This window comes from Mucilaginibacter oryzae, assembly GCF_003148845.1.
Lineage (GTDB): Bacteria > Bacteroidota > Bacteroidia > Sphingobacteriales > Sphingobacteriaceae > Mucilaginibacter > Mucilaginibacter oryzae.
In genome coordinates, this window is the sequence record NZ_QGHA01000015.1 from 46,563 (window position 1) to 65,596 (window position 19,034).

18 protein-coding genes and 1 pseudogene are annotated in these 19,034 nt (G+C 45.5%); 9 read left to right on the forward strand and 10 right to left on the reverse strand.

The window, feature by feature from the left end; genetic code table 11:
• Positions 1–52 precede the first annotated feature (52 nt).
• The 4 genes from LX99_RS22990 to xrtN are packed head-to-tail and all read left to right on the forward strand — an operon-like array spanning position 53 to position 4,861.
• Positions 53–670, forward strand: coding sequence for a hypothetical protein (locus LX99_RS22990; RefSeq protein ID WP_109610067.1), 618 nt, complete (start codon positions 53–55; stop codon positions 668–670).
• Positions 667–969, forward strand: a complete 303-nt coding sequence (locus LX99_RS22995) for a winged helix-turn-helix domain-containing protein (protein ID WP_022829567.1) — start codon at positions 667–669, stop codon at positions 967–969. Before LX99_RS22990 ends, LX99_RS22995 begins: the two co-directional genes overlap by 4 nt.
• A gap of 48 nt (positions 970–1,017) precedes the next feature.
• Positions 1,018–3,519 carry an XrtN system VIT domain-containing protein gene (locus LX99_RS23000; protein ID WP_109610069.1) on the forward strand — a complete coding sequence of 834 codons (2,502 nt, stop codon included), beginning with the start codon at positions 1,018–1,020 and terminating at the stop codon, positions 3,517–3,519.
• Positions 3,500–4,861, forward strand: coding sequence for an exosortase N (gene xrtN, locus LX99_RS23005; RefSeq protein WP_109610071.1), 1,362 nt, complete (start codon positions 3,500–3,502; stop codon positions 4,859–4,861). Before LX99_RS23000 ends, xrtN begins: the two co-directional genes overlap by 20 nt.
• A gap of 124 nt (positions 4,862–4,985) precedes the next feature.
• On the opposite strand, the gene LX99_RS23010 is transcribed toward xrtN, so the two are convergent.
• Together LX99_RS23010 and LX99_RS23015 are read right to left on the reverse strand one after the other, a co-directional pair.
• A complete protein-coding gene (locus LX99_RS23010) occupies positions 4,986–5,768 on the reverse strand; it encodes an enoyl-CoA hydratase/isomerase family protein (RefSeq protein WP_022831455.1) in 783 nt (260 codons plus the stop codon).
• Between the two features lie 6 nt (positions 5,769–5,774).
• Positions 5,775–6,194, reverse strand: coding sequence for a cobalamin B12-binding domain-containing protein (locus LX99_RS23015; RefSeq protein WP_109610073.1), 420 nt, complete (start codon positions 6,192–6,194; stop codon positions 5,775–5,777).
• A 218-nt stretch (positions 6,195–6,412) separates the two neighbouring features.
• On the opposite strand from LX99_RS23015, the gene LX99_RS23020 reads away from it, so the two are divergent.
• Both LX99_RS23020 and LX99_RS23025 read left to right on the forward strand, forming a co-directional pair.
• Positions 6,413–7,228, forward strand: coding sequence for a DCC1-like thiol-disulfide oxidoreductase family protein (locus tag LX99_RS23020; protein WP_109610075.1), 816 nt, complete (start codon positions 6,413–6,415; stop codon positions 7,226–7,228).
• 6 nt (positions 7,229–7,234) lie between these two features.
• Entirely contained in the window at positions 7,235–8,164 is a 930-nt protein-coding gene (locus tag LX99_RS23025; RefSeq protein WP_109610077.1) for a TIGR01777 family oxidoreductase, read from the forward strand.
• A 28-nt stretch (positions 8,165–8,192) separates the two neighbouring features.
• Here the strand turns inward: LX99_RS23025 and LX99_RS23030 are convergent, their stop codons facing one another.
• From LX99_RS23030 to LX99_RS23055, 6 genes are all read right to left on the reverse strand, one after another.
• Positions 8,193–8,639, reverse strand: a complete 447-nt coding sequence (locus tag LX99_RS23030) for a low molecular weight protein-tyrosine-phosphatase (protein WP_109610079.1) — start codon at positions 8,637–8,639, stop codon at positions 8,193–8,195.
• 80 nt (positions 8,640–8,719) lie between these two features.
• Positions 8,720–9,511, reverse strand: coding sequence for a S1/P1 nuclease (locus LX99_RS23035; RefSeq protein WP_022831450.1), 792 nt, complete (start codon positions 9,509–9,511; stop codon positions 8,720–8,722).
• Entirely contained in the window at positions 9,511–10,140 is a 630-nt protein-coding gene (locus tag LX99_RS23040) for a fumarate hydratase (protein WP_109610081.1), read from the reverse strand. Before LX99_RS23040 ends, LX99_RS23035 begins: the two co-directional genes overlap by 1 nt.
• A 57-nt stretch (positions 10,141–10,197) precedes the next feature.
• Positions 10,198–11,616: a class II fumarate hydratase gene (gene fumC / locus LX99_RS23045; protein WP_109610083.1), complete on the reverse strand. Its 1,419-nt coding sequence runs from the start codon at positions 11,614–11,616 to the stop codon at positions 10,198–10,200.
• A 105-nt stretch (positions 11,617–11,721) separates the two neighbouring features.
• A complete protein-coding gene (locus tag LX99_RS23050) occupies positions 11,722–12,378 on the reverse strand; it encodes a DUF6624 domain-containing protein (protein WP_109610085.1) in 657 nt (218 codons plus the stop codon).
• A gap of 39 nt (positions 12,379–12,417) precedes the next feature.
• Complete coding sequence (locus tag LX99_RS23055; RefSeq protein ID WP_109610087.1) at positions 12,418–13,023, reverse strand: hypothetical protein; 606 nt, start codon at positions 13,021–13,023, stop codon at positions 12,418–12,420.
• 202 nt (positions 13,024–13,225) lie between these two features.
• Here LX99_RS23055 and LX99_RS23060 point away from each other — a divergent pair, with 202 nt between their 5' ends.
• Entirely contained in the window at positions 13,226–13,834 is a 609-nt protein-coding gene (locus LX99_RS23060) for a DUF4142 domain-containing protein (RefSeq protein ID WP_022833656.1), read from the forward strand.
• Positions 13,835–14,089: 255 nt separating this feature from the next.
• Complete coding sequence (locus LX99_RS23065) at positions 14,090–15,430, forward strand: BamA/TamA family outer membrane protein (RefSeq protein WP_245927997.1); 1,341 nt, start codon at positions 14,090–14,092, stop codon at positions 15,428–15,430.
• Positions 15,431–15,437: 7 nt separating this feature from the next.
• On the opposite strand, the gene LX99_RS23070 is transcribed toward LX99_RS23065, so the two are convergent.
• Positions 15,438–16,721, reverse strand: coding sequence for an MFS transporter (locus tag LX99_RS23070; protein WP_109610147.1), 1,284 nt, complete (start codon positions 16,719–16,721; stop codon positions 15,438–15,440).
• Between the two features lie 24 nt (positions 16,722–16,745).
• On the reverse strand, positions 16,746–18,434 hold the full coding sequence (locus LX99_RS23075) for an acetate and sugar kinases/Hsc70/actin family protein (protein WP_109610089.1): 1,689 nt from the start codon (positions 18,432–18,434) through the stop codon (positions 16,746–16,748).
• Between the two features lie 269 nt (positions 18,435–18,703).
• Here LX99_RS23075 and LX99_RS26510 point away from each other — a divergent pair.
• A pseudogene (locus LX99_RS26510) lies at positions 18,704–18,961 on the forward strand (transposase); the annotation flags it as partial.
• Positions 18,962–19,034: the final 73 nt, after the last annotated feature.

The window sequence follows — 19,034 nt, forward strand, 5'->3', positions numbered from 1 at the left end:
GTGCTTGCAGGTTAAATTCCTTTTTGTAACTTTGAATAACAAAGTACTTTTAATGAAACAAGAAGATATTCATGCAGAATTGAGTTCTATCCGAAACCTGATGGAGCGGTCGGCCAAATTTATTTCGCTTAGCGGGCTTTCGGGCGTTATGGCCGGCATCTACGCGCTGATAGGTGCAGGCGTAGGTTCTGTATTGCTTAAACAGGAGTATGCAGCCGTCAGAAACTTCCATAGCTATAGCGAAGAGTTGCTGATTATTAAACTGTTTTTAACCGCGTTTGCGGTACTTGTACTTTCAATCGGAACGGGGATCTGGCTCTCTGTACGTAAGGCAAAGCGAAACGGGCAGCCATTTTGGAACACCGGCAGCAAACGCCTGCTTGTTAGTATGGCCGTCCCGCTGGTAAGCGGCGGGTTGTTTACCTTCATTCTTATTTATCGTGGCTATTATGGTATAGTAGCTCCCGCCACGCTTGTATTTTACGGGATGAGCCTCGTAGCCGGCAGCCATTATACCTATTCGGGCGTAATGAGCCTCGGAATATTGGAGATTTTATTAGGTTTGCTGTGTGCCGTGATGCCGGGATACGGCTTAATATTTTGGAGCGTCGGCTTTGGCGTACTGCACATTATTTACGGCACAGTAATGCATTTTAGATACGATAAGTGAATATATCATTAGAACAGTTTGATAAAGCCTTTGAAAACCGGATCCGCCTGCAAATTATGAGCGTATTGGTTGCCAACGAAAGCTATGATTTCAATTCGCTTAAAGAGTTGCTTGACCTTACCGACGGTAACCTGGCATCACACCTGAAAGCGCTTGAAAAAGAAGAGTATATCCAGGTGCAAAAAAGCTTTATCGGCCGTAAGCCCAATACGCGTTACCTTGCCTCCGAAAAAGGCCGTGCAGCGTTCAGGCTGCACCTGCTCGCACTCGAAAATTTGATCAGGCAACAAAAGCTGTAATTTTTTTATCCATAAACTTTGAAATACAAAGTACTTTTAATTAAAACAATGAAAAATATCCTCAAAACCCTGTCCCATAACAAGGTTATTAAAACAGGCCTAATCCTAATCACTATATCTGCCGGATTCTTCTGTATTGGAGAGTCCGGCCTTTTTAAGCTTACCGACGGTACGGCGTTCGGGGCTTTCGGTATTAATTATCTCCTTTCGCTTGTCTTTTTCTTTGTTATACTCTGTAACAAAGGCTTTAAAAGCCTGCAAAATTGGGCGTTGTTACTGGTGCTGTGGTTTATCAGCGCCTTTGCCCTTAACAGGAGCATGAATGTGTTTGACAATTCGGTGCCCTGGCTGTGCGCGGTGATCTGGCTCTCCTCGCTCGGGCTCATTTTTTCTGTTTTTTGGGATGATCTGGGCAGGATCGGGAAACACTTAGTGGTGTTTTTACTTGGGATAGCCTTGCTGTTGTTTATTTATTACAGCGTTTATCTTATTTCATTGTACATCGTAAGCGTTTTCGGCATCATAGCGCTGGGGATATCGCTGCATAGTTTTGTGCCTGTGGGGCTGACCATCATAACCGTTAAAATATTGCGCCAAACGCTGAAAGACGGCCGCTCGTTAAAAATCGCACTCGCGGCGGGCGTAGCAATCCCGCTGGTAGCCTGTGGGGTATTTACCTGGCAATGGAAAAGTATCGATAAGCAAATTAACCTCGCAATCAATCATAATACCCTTGCCGAAGGAAAGCTACCCAACTGGATTGTAGTAGCCCAAAACATTCCTAAAAATGAAATGGCGCAAAAGATAATTAAAGCCGGGATTGTTTATACCACGGTAAACCTGAACGGTAACTGGTTTTGGCGCGACTGGCAGCATGCATCATTTGATGAACCTAAAAAACACGATCCGCTTATAGTAATAGCCAGTTTATTTGGCGGTGGGCTTAGTCTTGACGAAGGCGACCGCATTAAAATACTGGAGGCGATGTACGATTCGCGCCACCAGGCACAGGAGCGCTTATGGAACGGCGACAAATTGAAAACGGCCAGCGTGTTAACCAACATCCAGCTTTTTCCGGAATATCGCCTCGCCTACACCGAAAAAACACTTACCATTCATAACGATGAAACCCGGGGTTGGGGTGAGCGGGGTGAAGCCATTTATACCTTTCATCTTCCCGAAGGATCTGTTGTAAGCTCGTTATCATTATGGATTAACGGGAAGGAGGAAAAATCGAGACTTACTACCAAGGCTAAAGCCGATTCGGCGTATCACCAGGTTGTAGGTGTTGAACAGCATGATCCATCGGTACTGCATTGGCAGGAAGGGAATACGGTAAGTGTGCGCATTTTTCCATGCACACCCCAGGAAAACCGCAGGTTTAAAGTGGGTATAACCAGTCCGCTTTTAAAGCAGGGCGATATGCTAAGCTACCAGGGCGTTTATTTTGACGGCCCGCCGGCTGCCGGCGCTACCGAAACCATCCAGGTATCGTTTAACAAAAAACCTGAAGGCCTGAGCATGCCGGGGTTCAACGATACCGGCAATAACACTTACATGGCCGACAGAACCTACCAACCGGATGAACAGATCACTTTTAAAGCCCCGCCGCTTGCCATTACCCCATTCGCTTTTGCGGGGCATGGTTACCGGTTAAAAGAATATCAGCCGCAAACCAGGGCTTTTAACCCCGAACGGATCTACCTCGATTTGAATGCGCAGTGGACCTTTGGCGAGCTTTTAGAACTTTGGCCGGCAATTAAAAACAAAAAGGTATACTATTATGATGGTAAGTTGGAAAAATTAACCGCTGATAACTTTGAACAGGTTTACAACAGGATGAGCAAGCTTAATTTCAGCATATTCCCTGTAAACGAGATTAAACATCCCGAAACGGCTTTACTGATTACTAAAGGGTCTGAAGCTTCGCCCAATTTACGCGATTTGGATGAATCGGAATTTGGAAAGTCGCTCACTGCTTATTTACCTAAAGCCGCGCCTATACAGTTGTATAACATCGGCGCCAACCTAAGCCCCTATTTAAAAGCGCTGAAAGAGATGCGGGTATTTGATTATAACAATGGCGATATGGCCCTGCTGCAAAATTATCTGGCAAAGCACCGGTTCATTAACCGTCAGGAAGATTCGGCCCATGTAGTTATAGCGCAAGCCGGTTTGATGATTGAGCAAACAACCGATACTTTAACCACCGGTAAGGCCCCCGATCACCTGTTGCGGCTGTTTGCCTATAACGATATTATGAAAAAGGTTGGTCCGCATTATTTTGATAAAACGTATGTGCAGCCCGATATTATTGACGAAGCCAACCAGGCTTTCATTGCCTCGCCGGTATCGAGCCTGATTGTATTGGAAAGCCAGGAAGACTACGACCGTTTCGGGATCGAGGCTAATAAAAACAGCCTGCAAAATGCCTCGGCCAAATCATCGGGCGCGGTGCCCGAACCCGGTGAGTGGCTGCTGATCCTGGTAGTGGTTGCAGTGATTAACTTTTTGGTATACAAATACAAATATGTTCAGCCGGAGTTATAAATTGCCGGGGTACGTACCCTTTAAATTAACCGGCAGCAACCTGCTGATTAATTGCTGCTGGTTAATTTATATAGCAATAACTGCAAGGTTATGCCTCACCTATTTTAAATGGAATGCCGAAATGCTATTGGGATTGGCACTGATCCCATACATATGTAAGGTAAAACGGGGCGGGCTTTCGCTAAGATACCTGGCGCCTGCTTTACTATTTATCGTTATTGCCGTTCGTGCGCCGGTTAACACCAACCTGTTTTTAGCCCTGTTGTTTTGCGGCCTGTTGTTTTTTGAAAACCTGAAAGGTAAGGTAAGCCCGGTGCTTTTATTGTTGCTGGTGCTTATTTCGCCAGCTTTTGGGTATATCAGCAATACCTTCAGTTTTCCGCTCAGGATCTGGCTGAGCGAAGTGGCCGCAACCCTGCTTCATATTATGGGTATAGCCGCACAGGCATCGGGCAATCTAATCAGCGTTAATGGTGCTGAATTTTCGGTTGATGAGGCTTGTGCCGGTTTACACATGCTGGCCGTATCATTTATAACAGGCCTGTTTATGATAGCGCACTACCAGCAGCAAACGGCAAAACAACTGCACCTGATGTGGATGGTGTTGGTATTGGTGCTTACGTTTACGCTAAACATAGCGTGCAACCTTTGCCGTATTTTGCTGCTGGTTATTTTTAAAATAGGCGCCGGAACACCAATGCATGATGTAACCGGCATTGTTTGCCTGCTGGTGTACGTAGTGCTGCCCCTGCTGGGCCTGCATGCATTGGTATTGAAACGGACTGATAAACCTTACATCGATACGAGGTTTCACAGCGCCGTAAGGCTGGTACCTGATGAGCTGCGCTTCCCGGTTATCCATTTAGTTTTTGCAGGCTTGCTGCTGTTTATTATGTTCAATATAAAAACGGCTAACAGCCTGGCTAATCAAAGCCAAAGCAATATCAGCCTGAATGGTTATCAGAAAAAAATACTGGAAAGCGGCGTAATCCAGTTTGAAAAAGCCGGTGTGTTAGTTTATGTAAAACCCTCGCTCTTTTACGGTCCTGAACACGACCCCATGATTTGCTGGCAGGGAAGCGGCTACGTTTTTGGTAAAATTAAAAAGCAGTTGGTAGCGGGCAGGGAGGTTTATTCGGGGGTATTAATGAAAGCCAAAGATAAAATTTATGCGGCCTGGTGGTTTGATAATGGCAGCCTGAAAACCATTAACCAATTTAAATGGCGATGGGAGGCAGCCACAAGCGGAAAACAGTTTTACCTGATAAACGTAAACGCTGCAAGCGAAGCGGCCTTATGGGCACAGGTTAAGAGGCTGCCCCCAATAAGGCCGTCGCTTTGATGTCGGATTTTGGGGAAAATACGACGGTTAATTTCGGATTGCACCAATTTTAAAGCCGGATTTTTAGAATTTGCTATGTGTCCTGTTAATCCCTTAATTCCCCCAGATTCGTGTTCAGACAATTTTATTCACCTTTAAAATCGGCTTTTCTTTTCTCTAAAAAGGCAGCCACCCCTTCTTTAAAATCTTTAGTGCCGAAGCATTTTCCAAATTCGGTGATTTCGGTTTCATAGCCGTTAATGCCATAGGTATCAGCATCGTTTACGCAGCGGATGGCAGCAGCGAGCGCCAATGGGGCGCGTGTTAAAATTTTGTTTAAAATTTCTTCGGCTTTTGGTAATAGCTCATCTGCGGTAACAACATGCGTAACCAGGCCGTATTGCAGGGCGTCTGCGGCGGTAATCATATCGGCGGTTAGGATCATTTCCAGGGCTTTGCCTTTCCCCACCAGTTGGGTAAGGCGCTGGGTGCCGCCATAGCCCGGCACCAGGCCAAGTGTAACTTCGGGCAAACCCATTTTAGCGTTTTCGGCGGCTATCCGGATATGGCAGGCCATGGCCAATTCCAGGCCCCCGCCTAACGCGAACCCGTTAATAGCGGCAATAACGGGTTTACCGCCGTTGGCTATCAGGTTAAAAACTTCGGTATGCCCGGTGCGGGATAAGGCTGTGCCCCCGGCTACATCAAGCCCGGCAAATTCGCTGATATCGGCGCCTGCCACAAATGCTTTCGGCCCGGCGCCGGTTATGATGATACCGCCGGTTTCAGGGTCGGCAAAAGCATCCGAAAAAGCGTTATGCAGTTCGGTAAGCGTGGCTTTGTTCAACGCATTCAGTTTGGCTTCGCGATTTATGGTGATATACCTGATCCGGCCTTTATCGGTTATTTTTAAATTTTGAAATTCCATAGGTAATTAAAAATTGCGGTGTTCATGTACCCATCGGGTTATGTAATTAACAATATCGCCGGTGCTGGTACCGGGGGGAAAAAGCTCCCCTACGCCAAGTTTTTGCAGTTCCTGCATATCGTCGTGCGGAATAATACCTCCGCCGGTTAGCAATACATCATCCATTTTCTTCTCTTTAATAAGTTTGATGATGCGCGGAAAAACCGTCATGTGCGCGCCCGAAAGTATTGAAATACCGATGGCATCAACATCTTCCTGGAGGGCCGTATTCACTACCATTTCGGGTGTTTGGCGCAGGCCGGTATAAATCACTTCCATACCGGCATCGCGCAGCGAGGTGGCAATAATGCGCGCACCGCGGTCATGCCCGTCCAGTCCAACTTTTGCAACTAAAACACGGATCGGTCGGTTAAAGGTATTACTCATGTATAACCCTTATTGGTTTTTGTAAATGTAATAAGAAAATCAGGGAAGTTGGTTACCCGGGAGTTTGATTATGCATTATACGCTCGCGGTAGCAATAACCTCCTTTTTCATCTTTCTCCCGGCTCTTTATTCTTTCAATCGTATAGTTAAATATATTTTCAGTATTTATTGAAAATTCAAAATATATCGTACATTTGTTTCAGAAAACACTGAAAGTTATGAAAACGCTTAAAAACCACCTGATCCTGTTCGACGCCGAGTGCCCCATGTGCAGGGCTTATACCAACGCGTTTGTAAAAACCGGGATGCTGGATAAAGATGGCCGCACCGCCTACCAAAGCGAAACGGCTGCCGCCTGCCCCATGTACGACAGGCAGCGCGCCGTTAATGAGATAGCGCTCATTAACCTTAAAAGCGGCGAAGTTACCTATGGCGTTAAAAGCCTTTTTAAAATAATTGCCAACGCGTGGCCGCTGTTTGCCCCGCTATTTAGTTTTAAACCCTTTGTTTGGCTGATGAGTAAGGTTTATGCCTTTATATCATACAATCGCCGGGTTATTATCCCTGCTGCCACAACAGGGTTTGAATACCAGCCCACGTTTAAACTGCGTTATCGCCTGTTATACCTGTTGTTTACCTGGTTTTGCACCGGCTTTATGCTTACCAGATATGCCCAGCTGCTGGTTAACGCGGTTCCGCCAGGTAACGCTTACCGCGAATACCTGATCTGCGGAGGGCAAATCCTTTTCCAGGGTGCGGCCATCTGCAGTTTTGATCGCCGTAACCTGTGGACCTACCTCGGTAATATGATGACTATATCTTTTGCCGGAAGCTTATTGCTGCTAACAGGCCTGTTGGTAGATCATTTCATAAAGCTTAACGCGCTTATTTATGTGCTGTATTTTTTGGTTGTTGCAGGGCTGATGTTGTTGGAGCACATCCGCCGTACCCGATTGCTTGATTTAGGCTGGGCGCTTACCGCAACCTGGATGGCTTACCGGATAGCTGTATTGATTATCATTTTAAACCTTTAACTTACTATGAAACCTTATAAAAAAATAGTGCTTGCGGGCGGCAACGGTTACCTCGGCACCGTATTGGCCAAATACTACCGGAACCTGGCTGATGAAGTGATTATCCTGGCGCGGAAACCAAAGCCGGTTGATGGTAACGTGCATACCGCCCTTTGGGACGGAGAAACCGAAGCCGGCTGGACAGTACACCTAACCGGCGCCGATATGCTGGTTAACCTTTGCGGCAAAAATGTGAACTGCAGGTACACCGAAAAAAATAAACGGGAGATAGTGCGCTCAAGGGTACTGCCCACCGAATTGCTTGGACGCGTAATCAATAAAATGACCGATCCGCCGAAACTGTGGATCAACCTGAGTTCAGCTACTATTTACCGCCATGCTGAAGACCGTCTGCAGGATGAAGAAACAGGCGAAATTGGTTATGGTTTCTCTGTTGATGTTTGCAAAAGCTGGGAAAAGGCTTTCTTCGCTGCCGATACGCCGCGAACCCGTAAAGTGGCCTTGCGCATGGGTATAGTATTTGGCAGGAGCGATAGCGCTTTCCCAAGGTTACTTAACCTGGCCAGGCTTGGCCTCGGCGGGCGCCAGGGCAACGGGCAGCAATACATGGCCTGGGTACACGAGCAGGATGCCGCCCGAAGTACCCAATGGCTGCTTGATCAGGCTGACTTACAAGGCGTATTTAATTGTACAGCACCGAAGGGCGAAAAGAATACCGACATGATGCGCATTATCCGCAAGGCATGCGGCGCGCCGTTTGGTTTACCTACGCCGGAATGGCTACTGGAGATCGGCGCGGCAATGATCGGTACCGAAACTGAACTGATCTTAAAAAGCCGGTGGGTATTGCCCAAGCGCTTACTGGATAGCGGCTTTAAATTTCAATTTGAGCGGGCTGAATATGCCGTGCACCAAATTTTGAGTATCAGGGGATAGGCATAGTAGGGTACGACTGGTAAGCCTTTTAAACCCGTGCGCCTCTCAATTCCGCGATGATATCCTTACAGCCGCCCTCAATCAATTCAAAAACCGGTTCAAACCGGCTATCGTCGTAATACGGGTCGGGAACCACTTTATCGCCCAGCAGCAACTTCACTTTAGCAGCCTCTTGTTCATTACGGGCCATGTTTAAAACATCGCTCAGGTTATTGCGGTCCATAACAAAAATGTGATCAAACTGATCAAAATCGGTACGGCGAAACTGGCGGCATACCTGTTTGCTGATATCGATACCGTGATTACGCGCCACGAGGACAGAACGCCTGTCGGGTGCTTCACCTACATGCCAGCTACCGGTCCCGGCCGAATCAACCGTCCAGCCGAGGTTATGTTCATCTGCCAGGTGCTGCATTACCCCCTCCGCCAGCGGCGAACGGCAGATGTTGCCGAGGCATACCATTAGGATTTTCATTGTTTTAGAAGGTAAAAGGAGAAAGGTCAAAACTGAAAGACACCTTTTACCTTTCAGCTTTAACCTTTCACCTCAAAAATTTATCCAAAAATCTCGTTCAATAATCCAGCCAAACGTACCCCTGCTTTAACCAGTTGCTGGTTAAGCGTAGCGATGTGGGCATAGTTGTATTTATAACTCAGTTTATCTCCGCTTTTGGTTTCAGCATATAACTTGTCGGCCATTTGGTTGCTTTCGTAAATCCATTGGCTTAGCGGGGCTTTTTGCCATTCGGCACGCTGCGCTGCTGTGGTATGGTTTATAGCGGTGGTATATTCTGTGTAGCTTAACTGTTGTAAATCTATCAGTTCGCTGTCCCAAACCGAGTGCAGGTTACTTTCTTTGCCAAACCAAACTACTTTAACATCGTTACCGCCTTTATCGCTTAAATGGCCGGTATGCAAGGGCTGGTGCAAATCTTCAACAATATGGATCAGCATACGCAGGTAAAGCAATTTATTGGCTTTGGTAGTTGTTTTTTTCTTTAATTCGGCGGTAAGAAAATTTACTTTGGTGTAGGCGTCGGTAATGGTATCCGCCTTTAAATAGGCCTGCAGCTCCGGATAAGTGTAAGCTTTTTCGAGGTTGATGAAATGCCAGTTGTACAGGTAGCCATAAGCCGGATCCGACTTGATGAAATCGGCCCAGTTACTGGTGATGGCTATTGATTCGTCGCCCAAAATCGCCTGGATGGCTTTGCGGGCTTTGGCGTTCAGGTAGCTATCGGCAATCTGGCCGCAAATGCGGTGGCCGTTGGTACCCCAGGCCATGCTTTGCACGGGGATATAAATTACCGCTGCCAGCAATAGCAGCTTTTTGAATAGTTTTTTCATTACAATGGTTTTGGAATACAGCTTGTTCGTTTTATTAAATGCGCGTTAATGGGTATCACGTTTGATGTGCTTAAAAGACGTATAGCCGAATCGGCGGGATAACTGAGTTTAAAATATTCTTCATAATCGCCAAAGCGGAAACAGCCCTGCTCGTTTTTGTAGGAGCCATCGGCGTTGCAAAATTGCCCTTTAATATGCAAAGTATCCTGCCGTTGCGAATAAGTGCCGCGTACAAATTCGTCCCAGTGGCCTTTGCCCGTGCAGGTATCGGCACCGTAGTTTACCTTGCTCACGGTGCTGATCTTCAAAAGAAACGAATCGCAGCTAAATTTAATGTCGTATAGCGAATATGTTACCAGGCTTTTTTGCCCGGGTACGCTATCCTGCCTCCATTCTCCCTGTAGTTTGGCGTCTCCCTGCCCCTGCAGATCAGGGTTACGGGTACAAGCCGCTGTTAGCAGGTAAAAGGCGAAAGGTAAAAGGTAAAAGGCTTTTTTTAGGCGGAATGAAGTTAGGTAAAAGGCGAAAGGTGAAAGGCGAAAGGCCTTTTTCAGGCTTAACTTACAAGGGTGAAAGCCGCGAGCCTTTAATTCAAGAAGGAAAGCAAGTAAGCTATTGCGTTTTTGCATAAAGCGAAATTAAAAAAGCCCCTCGCTTTCAGGCGAGGGGTTGAGGGTGAGGCCCTGTTACTCTCCCTTTTTGGGGTCGGGGGGCAAACTTCCTATCATATTTTCGGGGCGAACCCACTCGTCAAACTGCTCGTTGGTGAGTAAGCCCAATCCAATGGCGGCTTCGCGTAATGAACTACCGTTTTTCAATGCTGTTTTGGCAATTTTAGCCGCGTTTTCATAACCAATATGCGGGTTAAGCGCGGTTACCAGCATCAATGAGTTTTCGAGGTGTTTTTTAATGCCCTCGTAGTTTGGCTCGATGCCTACGGCGCAATGATCATTGAACGATACGCAGGCATCGCCAATTAACCTTGCCGACTGCAGGAAGTTGGCAGCCATAACCGGTTTAAATACGTTCAGCTCGTAATGACCGTTGGAGCCGCCGATAGAGATAGCCACATCGTTACCCATTACCTGGGCGGCCACCATGGTAACAGCCTCGTTTTGGGTAGGGTTAACTTTACCCGGCATAATTGATGACCCCGGCTCATTATCCGGGATATGGATCTCGCCGATGCCCGAACGCGGGCCCGAAGCCAGCATCCTGATATCGTTTGCAATCTTCATTAACGAAACAGCGATCTGTTTCAGGGCGCCATGGCTTTCAACAATAGCATCATGCGCGGCAAGCGCTTCAAATTTATTTTCGGCAGTGATAAACGGCAGACCGGTAAATTCAGCAATATATTCAGCCACTTTTACATCATAACCTTTAGGGGTGTTGATGCCTGTACCAACGGCTGTACCGCCAAGGGCCAGTTCTGAAAGATGCTCAAGCGTATTACGCAAGGCTTTTAAGCCGTGGTTCAATTGCGATACATAGCCGGAAAATTCCTGGCCTAAAGTAAGCGGCGTAGCATCCATTAAATGTGTACGGCCGATTTTTACTACCGATTTAAAGGCTTCTGACTTAGCCTGTAAGGTATCGCGCAGTTTTTCAACGCCCGGGATGGTAACATCAATCAGCATTTTGTAGGCCGCGATGTGCATAGCAGTTGGGTAAGTATCGTTTGATGATTGTGATTTGTTCACATCATCATTGGGGTGGATGAAAGTTTTGCCTTCGCCCAGTTTATTACCCTGTAATACGTGCGCACGATTGGCCACAACCTCGTTCACGTTCATGTTTGATTGTGTGCCCGAGCCTGTTTGCCAGATCACCAGCGGAAACTCTGCGGCCAGTTGGCCGGCCAGGATCTCGTCGCAAACCTGCGCTATCAGGTCGCGTTTTTCGGCAGGTAATACGCCCAGATCGGTGTTGGTATAGGCGGCTGCCTTTTTCAGGTACGCGAATGCGTCGATAATTTCCTTTGGCATGGAAGCCTCGGGGCCAATTTTAAAATTATTGCGTGAGCGTTCGGTTTGCGCTCCCCAGTATTTGTCGGCAGGTACCTGTACCTCGCCCATGGTATCGTGTTCGGTTCTGAAACTCATGGTATTAAATTTTGCAGGGGCAAAGTTATGTTTTTATCCAATTTGAGAAACGGCGGGGTGTAAACTTTTTGATAGATGGCCATTTGATCGGGGAGAATCTTACCGCTATTTTACATCTTCAATTTTAATCACCTTATAATCAACCCCAAGTCGCTTAGCGTTCTGTTCAACAGTTTGATCAAAACCGGCTTCTTTGCGGCGTTGGTTAACATTAGCCGGATCCCTGATAGGCCAGATATACCGCCCTATCTTCTTCCCGTTTTTAAGTGCCGCTGAAGTTGCCTGCGTGCCGTAAATCTGCTCTTTGCCCTGGTTCATCAATTGCCGGTCGAGCATCATGGCATACAGCCTGAAAGGTAGTTCCCTGCTTTCAGCCGCCTTTTTCATCATAGGTAAATACTGCTCTATTTTAGGCGAATGCTGGATCACATACCAGGCCGCTTCATTTGCAGGTTCGCCCACGAGTGTTTTGCCCGGATAGCCGCAGGATTTAAATATTTTTTCAACAAATACCACGTTAACAGAATCGATATGGCTTTGAAGTGCCCAGTAATGTGACATTGCCTTACTTGCCGACATTGATCTTAACTGCGGTATAGAATCAATTTTACCCGGTGTCATTAACCAGGTGAGGGTATCGCGATATTTTTGATCGAGAACCATTACGCTATCCAGCTGCTTTTTTAAAACAGGATTAAATTTTTGCTGCGCCGATGCGATACCGGCTATCAGCAACAAAAGGGCTGGCAGTAAATTTTTCATGATAAACAAGGTTTAAGCAAATAAACGCATAAACCTGTATTACAAGTATAACCTGTTGGCCTTTTCAAACAATTTAAGGTTGGCTTCGGTGGCTGCCAGCGAATAATTAAACCGCGAAAGCGTGTATAACAATGGGAGCTTTGCCGGTGCAATTTCATTTTGCTGTAAATCGTACAACCAATCGGCGTTGTCAAACTCAGTAAGGTACTTTTTTTCAAGTCGTTTATAAATACGATAGGCGTCTTCAGGGCTCAGCCATTCCGGCAAAATATACAGCCCGGTAAGGTCGCCCATGCGCTTGCGGTCTTCTGCTTCGGCTGTACCGGGGCTGCCAAAAATGAAATAAAAATAGGCCCACAACGCCAAGAACGAAAAGCCGGGCACCAAAGCCCCGGTATCGCGTTGCGCAAAAAACAAAATGAAAAAAACCGCGGCAGTTAACACCGAAAACATCCGCGCGTAGCCGGCTATAATACTTTGTTTGTTTAATGATATGTTAAAACCGTTCCTGCTGCGCCAGGCCGATTTGGTTACCAGCATGGAGCTTGTCGGGAACAAAGGGATTCCGAAAACCACAAATTTGGTTTCTATCCATTGGCCGTTCACTTCATGTACCCGGCCCAAAAACAATGAACCTATCAGCATCTTCAATATAATTAGTCGTTATTATTATAAACGTTAATATAACGCGATGCTTTTTAAACAAATGTTAAATGTTTATTAAAAACGAAATACAGCAAAGCTGCTTAGCTTTGATTTTACCTTCAATATTTACAATTAAGAAAGTAAAAACTTATTTGGGTGTAAAATGTTAACTATTCTAATAAAAACATAAAAATCACCTACTATGAAAAAGTTAAGTTTAATTGCAATGATGGCCCTGGCGGCATTATCGTTCCAGGCTTGTAACGGCGGAGCAAAAGGCGGCAGCGGCGATTCGAGCGCGGCGGCAACCACAGATACCGCCGATAGCGCTAACAAGGTTAAAGACACTACAACAACCGGCGCTACAGGTATTGCTGTAACTGAAGATGACGCGAAATTTGCTACCGGCGCTGCCAATGCAGGTTTAGCTGAAGTAGCTATCGGCCAGCTGGCGAGCGAAAAGGCTACAAACGCCAAAGTAAAAGAATTTGCAAAAATGATGGTTACTGACCATACCAAAGCAAATGATGAGTTAATGGCCCTTGCCAAAACCAAAAACATTACCTTGCCAAGCGCCCCTGATGAAGATCATCAGAAAAAGAAAGCCGAATTGGCCGCAAAATCAGGCGCTGATTTTGACAAGGCTTATGTTGATGCCATGGTTGACGGGCATAAAAAAGTAGCATCGATGTTTGAAGATGCTTCGAAAAACTGTAAAGATGCCGATTTGAAAGCATGGGCGGCTAAAACATTGCCAACCATTCAACACCACTTAGCCGAAATTGAGGCTATCCAAAAAGGAATGAAATAACAGGCTGTTGATTAAAAACCTTAAACAACGAAAAGGGCCGGCTGTAGATATAGCCGGCCCTTTCTTTTTGTTATTGATACTGATATTCATTCAAATATAAGGTTAACTGTATTTTATACCGGAAAGTTTCTCTGACACCCGTTAGCGCAGCCGGTATCCCAAAACATTATCGCCTTTTTGTGGTTTAAAAAAGAACCCGCCGCTATCACAGTTAAAATATAATAAATTGAATTTAAAACATTTACATAGTTTAACGTGCAGCGTAAATCATACAGTAATATCTTTCGTCTTGTATTCGGCATTATTTTATTCGCTTTTTTGGGTATTACAACCAATATAGCACACGGCCAGGTACAGGTTCCTGCCGATACTACTAAAGTTGATTCATTACATAAAGATGAACCCAAACCGGTTAAAGCAACGGATACCCTTTACAAACAATATGATTTTGGTGATTTGATGCGTAATATCTTCCATCCGGGCAAACCCGCCGATGCGCCGAATAAAAAATCATCGGGTATTACGGTTATACCCAATGTAGCTTCTAACCCGACTATTGGTTCGCAAATAGGTATTAAAGCCGTGGCCGGGAAAAAGCTTGGTGACGATCCAAATACACTCCTTTCGGTTGCGGCCACCTCGGCATCTATCACCACTAAAGGCATTATCTATTTTTATATTAACCATAATGTATACACACCGGGTAACAAATGGAATTTTCAGGGCAATTTGGTTGCAGCCAAAACGGTATCGCCCGATTACGGTTTGGGTATAGGCCAGGCATCAGGCGGCAGCACGGCCGACCAGGTGCTGGCCAATCCCGAACGTAAAGCACGCGCCCTGCATTCGCAGTACTATAACATCCGCGAAAAGGTTTATAAGGAGATTGATAAAGGCCTGTTCCTGGGGGCTGGGGCCAGCTTTGATATCCGCCGCAAAATTGAAGATACCAAATCAAGCACCGACCTTACCCCTTACAATATCTACAGCGACCGCCACGGCTTTGCCCGCGACCATTATGCCGCCAACGGCTTGCTGTTTAACATACAATACACCACCCGCGACAACCAGAACCGGGCTTATCACGGTATTTATGCCGATGCCGGTTTCCGCTTAAACCAATCGTGGATGGGCAGTTCGCGCAACGCGGTTCAATTCACTACCGATTTCAGGAAATACTTTAGTCTTTCGGCCGTCAACCCCGAGCATGTTATCGCGTTCTGGAACTGGGGTTCTTACCTGATCAGCGGAAATATCCCTTACCTTGAGCTGGCCGGTACCGGTAAAGATCCGGGCTTCAGAAGCGGGAGGGGCTATGTAGTTCAGTATTTTAAAGGCACTCAATACAATTACAGCGAGGTTGAATACCGCTTCCCCATATTGCGTAACAAGTTTTTAAGCGGGGTGTTATTTGGCAACCTGCAAACCACTAATGATGAATCGGGCACTAAAATATTTGAGCAATGGCAGCCGGGGTATGGTGGCGGTTTGCGTGTTTTATTTAACAAAGCCACCCGTACCAACCTCTGCCTTGACTATGCTTTTGGTAAGTACGGCTCAAAGGGGTTCTTTTTGGGGTTGAACGAAGCATTTTAACCAAACCCTATTCGACCTCTTGTTTCATCATTTTAGCGGATGCCAGTAAGGCCAGCAAGGTGACCAAAGCAGCTGCTGTTAAATAATAACCCACATAAGCCAGGCCAAATTTGTGCCCCAGCGTGGTTGCCAGGTAAGGTGTTAATGAGGCGCCTAAAATACCCGCGAGGGTAAAAGCAAGTGAGGCGCCCGTGTAACGCACCGCTGCTGGAAAAATACCGGCAAGGGCCGTACCGATAGGCCCGTAGGTAAGCCCCATCAAAAACATACCCACTGATAAGAATATGGCGGTGATGGTTAAACTGCCGGTGGTAAAAAAAGGAGCAAATAAAAGTCCGAATATCATGATACTTATGGTTGCGGCTATAAGCATTTGATTGCGGCCGTATTGATCAGCAAGTTTGGCGGATAGAAGAATACCCAGGCCAAAAGCCAACATGGATATCATCTGTATAATAAGAAAGCTGCTCTTGGTATAGTGCAGTACCGAGGTGCCCCAGCTTAATGTAAACACCGTCATGAGGTAAAACAGCAGGAAGGTGGTGACGGTAGCAAGTGTACCTAACGTAATTGCCGCGGTATGTTTAATAAAAACATCGGCAAAAGGTACTTTAGCTTGCTTGTCATTATCAATCATTTTCATAAACTCCGGTGTTTCGGCGATCTTTAAACGCACATAAAGGCCCACCCAAACCAACAGCGCGCTGGCGATGAACGGTATGCGCCATCCGTAACTGATGAAGCTGGTGTCGCTCATGGTTTTGCTCAGTATAAAAAAGGTTCCGCTTGATAACAGGAACCCGATAGGTGCACCCAATTGCGGAAACATGCCATACCAGGCCTTTTTATGCGCCGGTGCGTTTTCTGTGGCCAGCAATACGGCCCCACCCCATTCGCCGCCTAAACCAAGGCCCTGGCCAAGCCGAAACAAAGCCAGTAGTACTGGCGCTGCAATGCCAATAGATGCGTAACCGGGCAACAACCCGATAGCCACTGTAGATGGGCCCATGGTCATGAGCGCGGCTACAAGTGTAGCTTTGCGCCCCTTACGATCGCCAAAATGCCCGAAAATAGCGGCACCCAACGGCCTTGCGAAAAAAGCAAGCGCGAAAGTAGCCAGCGATTCGAGGGTAGCCGAAGTTGGATCTGTAGCGGGAAAAAACAATTTTGGAAAAACCAGCACGGCTGCCGTGGCATAAATGTAAAAATCGAAAAACTCGATGGTTGTGCCAATGAGGCTTGCGGTAAGGATACGGCCTGCAGAATTTACCGGATGTTTTTGCTGGTTCATAGCATCAAACATACAAATTTAAGGTTATTTACTTTTTACCGGAAGCAACTGCTCTTTAACATATTTAAAAAACCTGTTTAACGTTTTATATCTGTTCGATTCAATTTGCTTGACAACCAGGGTTAAATATTGATCGCCATAGTGCATTTTAAGCAGTTCAAATAATGCCGGAAAGCTTTCTTCGTCATCTTTTTTACTCTTGGCGCTTACACCCCACGAATAATCCGTTTTTTGGCTTAAAATTTCCAGTAATTTATTTTTGCCTGCAGCCAGCATGGGTTCAGAATATTTTAATATCAAACTATAAGGGGTGTGCGCCTCAATATAGTCGAGCATCTTTTTATAATTCTTTTCATGATCCATAAGTTTAAAGCAAAAAGTCATTGCCGGGCCAAAGCTGTACGAAGCATGCCGGGCATTAGTTAACATCCTTGTGCGCCATTTTTTTCGCTCGTCGTCCGGTAAACGGTTGCTGATAAAAATATAGTCGTCAAAATTATATTCGAGCGGAAAAAGTTGCAGTAAAACGTCGGCCAGTTTCTTTTCATTCCCCTGCAGCGTATAAATCTCTTTTAAAAACCCCCAATAAAGCCGGTTATACTCTTCGCGGAAGTTGGATTTAATTTGCTCCCGGCAATACTTCTCTGCCGTTTCAAGGTGATTATTCTCGATAAGGAGCCTGATCAGGTGTTCGTTAAACTCATTGTCAAAACGGATAGGTTTTACCACATTATAGTATTCAGGAAAGAGGTTATTAGCTTCAATAAACCCAAAAATCAATTTAGTGTACAGGCCGCTGCCAAGAAGTTCGGTATTGACACGCTTATACTGGGCAATAAGCGACTTAATAAGACTTTGTCTTCTTGCCTCATCCGCTTTATTGATGATATTTTGCAGGTGAATTAGATAATGCAACCTGATATTATACTTATCCACAAAAAGGTGGTCCCGGAAAAAACCGACCGCCCGGTGCCAGGCTTCATCATTTTGCAAGTTGTTTACAGTGTCTTCAGCGTTTTTTAAAACCGTTCCCACATACTTGTGGATACGCGTACTGCCTGAATTGGTTTTTGATTGAACCTGGTAGCAATGATCAAGCATGGTATGCAGGTTTTGAAAAGCTTTTTCATCCATCACACCTAAAAGGTAATTGTCAATAACCGGCCGGAGTACCTCGGTCCACAATTCAACCAGTTTTTTTATTTGCGTTGCATCAACATTCTTCTTATTACAACCGCTGGCTTTAACCGCATCATTAACAAGATTCACCACATCTTCGGGTTTATACTCCTTATCCCCCGCCGAAAAGTGGTGAACAAAAGCCAGTTCGATATCTTTATTTTTTTGAATAAGGTTAGCTACCCATTCTTTGAGCATACCAAAGTCAATATCCTCCATCAGTGCCTCTACCGAGCTCTTTTGCTTTTTTAACTTTACGGTAGCTTTTACTTTTTTGTTTTTTGCCAGGTGGTTTATCAAGGCCACCTTATGCCTGCAAAAATTAAGGTTAGAGCCGCAATCACAGCTATGGTCACCAATTTTATCACCAGGTAGCCTGGTTACCGATACATCAAAGCTATCATTGCCTTCATCAACATAGGCTATAAATTGCCCACCTTCGTTTTCATCGCATTCTCTTACCGTATTTTTTTCGGCTTGCTGCAACAATTCTTTAGGAAGTTCTTTGGTGTAGTTTTTAAAAGTTAGTTCCATTAATTTACATTAACGTGAGTTCGGGATAAGAGAAGAAAACAATCGCCGAATAGTTTTTATTTTAACTATCTGAATTTCAATAAGTAAGCATATTTTGTTATATTTAAGTGTCTAATTTAAATGGTATCAATCTATGCTTACTTCTGATAAAATTATTGAAATTTTCGTTATGGTCGATGACTTTTGCAAAGAATCTGAGTCTGAAATAGCCAGGCATCAACTTGATGCGGGTAGCTACAAGGTCAGAAACCGTAAAACCTCACTGTCCGACCAAACCCCGTAAAAACATGAAAGACTTTAACATCTCTCAGGCCGATAAAATAATGCTCAGAAAAAGGGCTATCATTGAATGTGTAAACGATGAACTAAAGAACATCTGCAAACTTCAACACACCAGGCTCAGATCCGTGAATAACTTTCTGATGAACACTATGGGCGTGCTTTGCGCTTACCATTTCTTCCCTAAAAACCTTCCCTTAATTATTATATTTCAAGAAAATGACGACCAGCTTTTATTAGCTGCTTAAACCGAACTCACGTTAAGATAATATTGCATGAATAATGATCAGGCTCGGTGTCAACCTGCCCATCTTGTGCTCA

Coding starts and splice junctions, on each gene's coding strand:
- LX99_RS22990 (WP_109610067.1), top strand. CDS start 53: ATGAAACAAGAAGATATTCATGCAGAATTGAGTTCTATCCGAAACCTG.
- LX99_RS23000 (WP_109610069.1), top strand. CDS start 1,018: ATGAAAAATATCCTCAAAACCCTGTCCCATAACAAGGTTATTAAAACA.
- xrtN (WP_109610071.1), top strand. CDS start 3,500: ATGTTCAGCCGGAGTTATAAATTGCCGGGGTACGTACCCTTTAAATTA.
- LX99_RS23010 (WP_022831455.1), bottom strand. CDS start 5,768: ATGGAATTTCAAAATTTAAAAATAACCGATAAAGGCCGGATCAGGTAT.
- LX99_RS23015 (WP_109610073.1), bottom strand. CDS start 6,194: ATGAGTAATACCTTTAACCGACCGATCCGTGTTTTAGTTGCAAAAGTT.
- LX99_RS23020 (WP_109610075.1), top strand. CDS start 6,413: ATGAAAACGCTTAAAAACCACCTGATCCTGTTCGACGCCGAGTGCCCC.
- LX99_RS23025 (WP_109610077.1), top strand. CDS start 7,235: ATGAAACCTTATAAAAAAATAGTGCTTGCGGGCGGCAACGGTTACCTC.
- LX99_RS23030 (WP_109610079.1), bottom strand. CDS start 8,639: ATGAAAATCCTAATGGTATGCCTCGGCAACATCTGCCGTTCGCCGCTG.
- LX99_RS23035 (WP_022831450.1), bottom strand. CDS start 9,511: ATGAAAAAACTATTCAAAAAGCTGCTATTGCTGGCAGCGGTAATTTAT.
- LX99_RS23040 (WP_109610081.1), bottom strand. CDS start 10,140: ATGCAAAAACGCAATAGCTTACTTGCTTTCCTTCTTGAATTAAAGGCT.
- fumC (WP_109610083.1), bottom strand. CDS start 11,616: ATGAGTTTCAGAACCGAACACGATACCATGGGCGAGGTACAGGTACCT.
- LX99_RS23050 (WP_109610085.1), bottom strand. CDS start 12,378: ATGAAAAATTTACTGCCAGCCCTTTTGTTGCTGATAGCCGGTATCGCA.
- LX99_RS23055 (WP_109610087.1), bottom strand. CDS start 13,023: ATGCTGATAGGTTCATTGTTTTTGGGCCGGGTACATGAAGTGAACGGC.
- LX99_RS23060 (WP_022833656.1), top strand. CDS start 13,226: ATGAAAAAGTTAAGTTTAATTGCAATGATGGCCCTGGCGGCATTATCG.
- LX99_RS23070 (WP_109610147.1), bottom strand. CDS start 16,721: ATGAACCAGCAAAAACATCCGGTAAATTCTGCAGGCCGTATCCTTACC.
- LX99_RS23075 (WP_109610089.1), bottom strand. CDS start 18,434: ATGGAACTAACTTTTAAAAACTACACCAAAGAACTTCCTAAAGAATTG.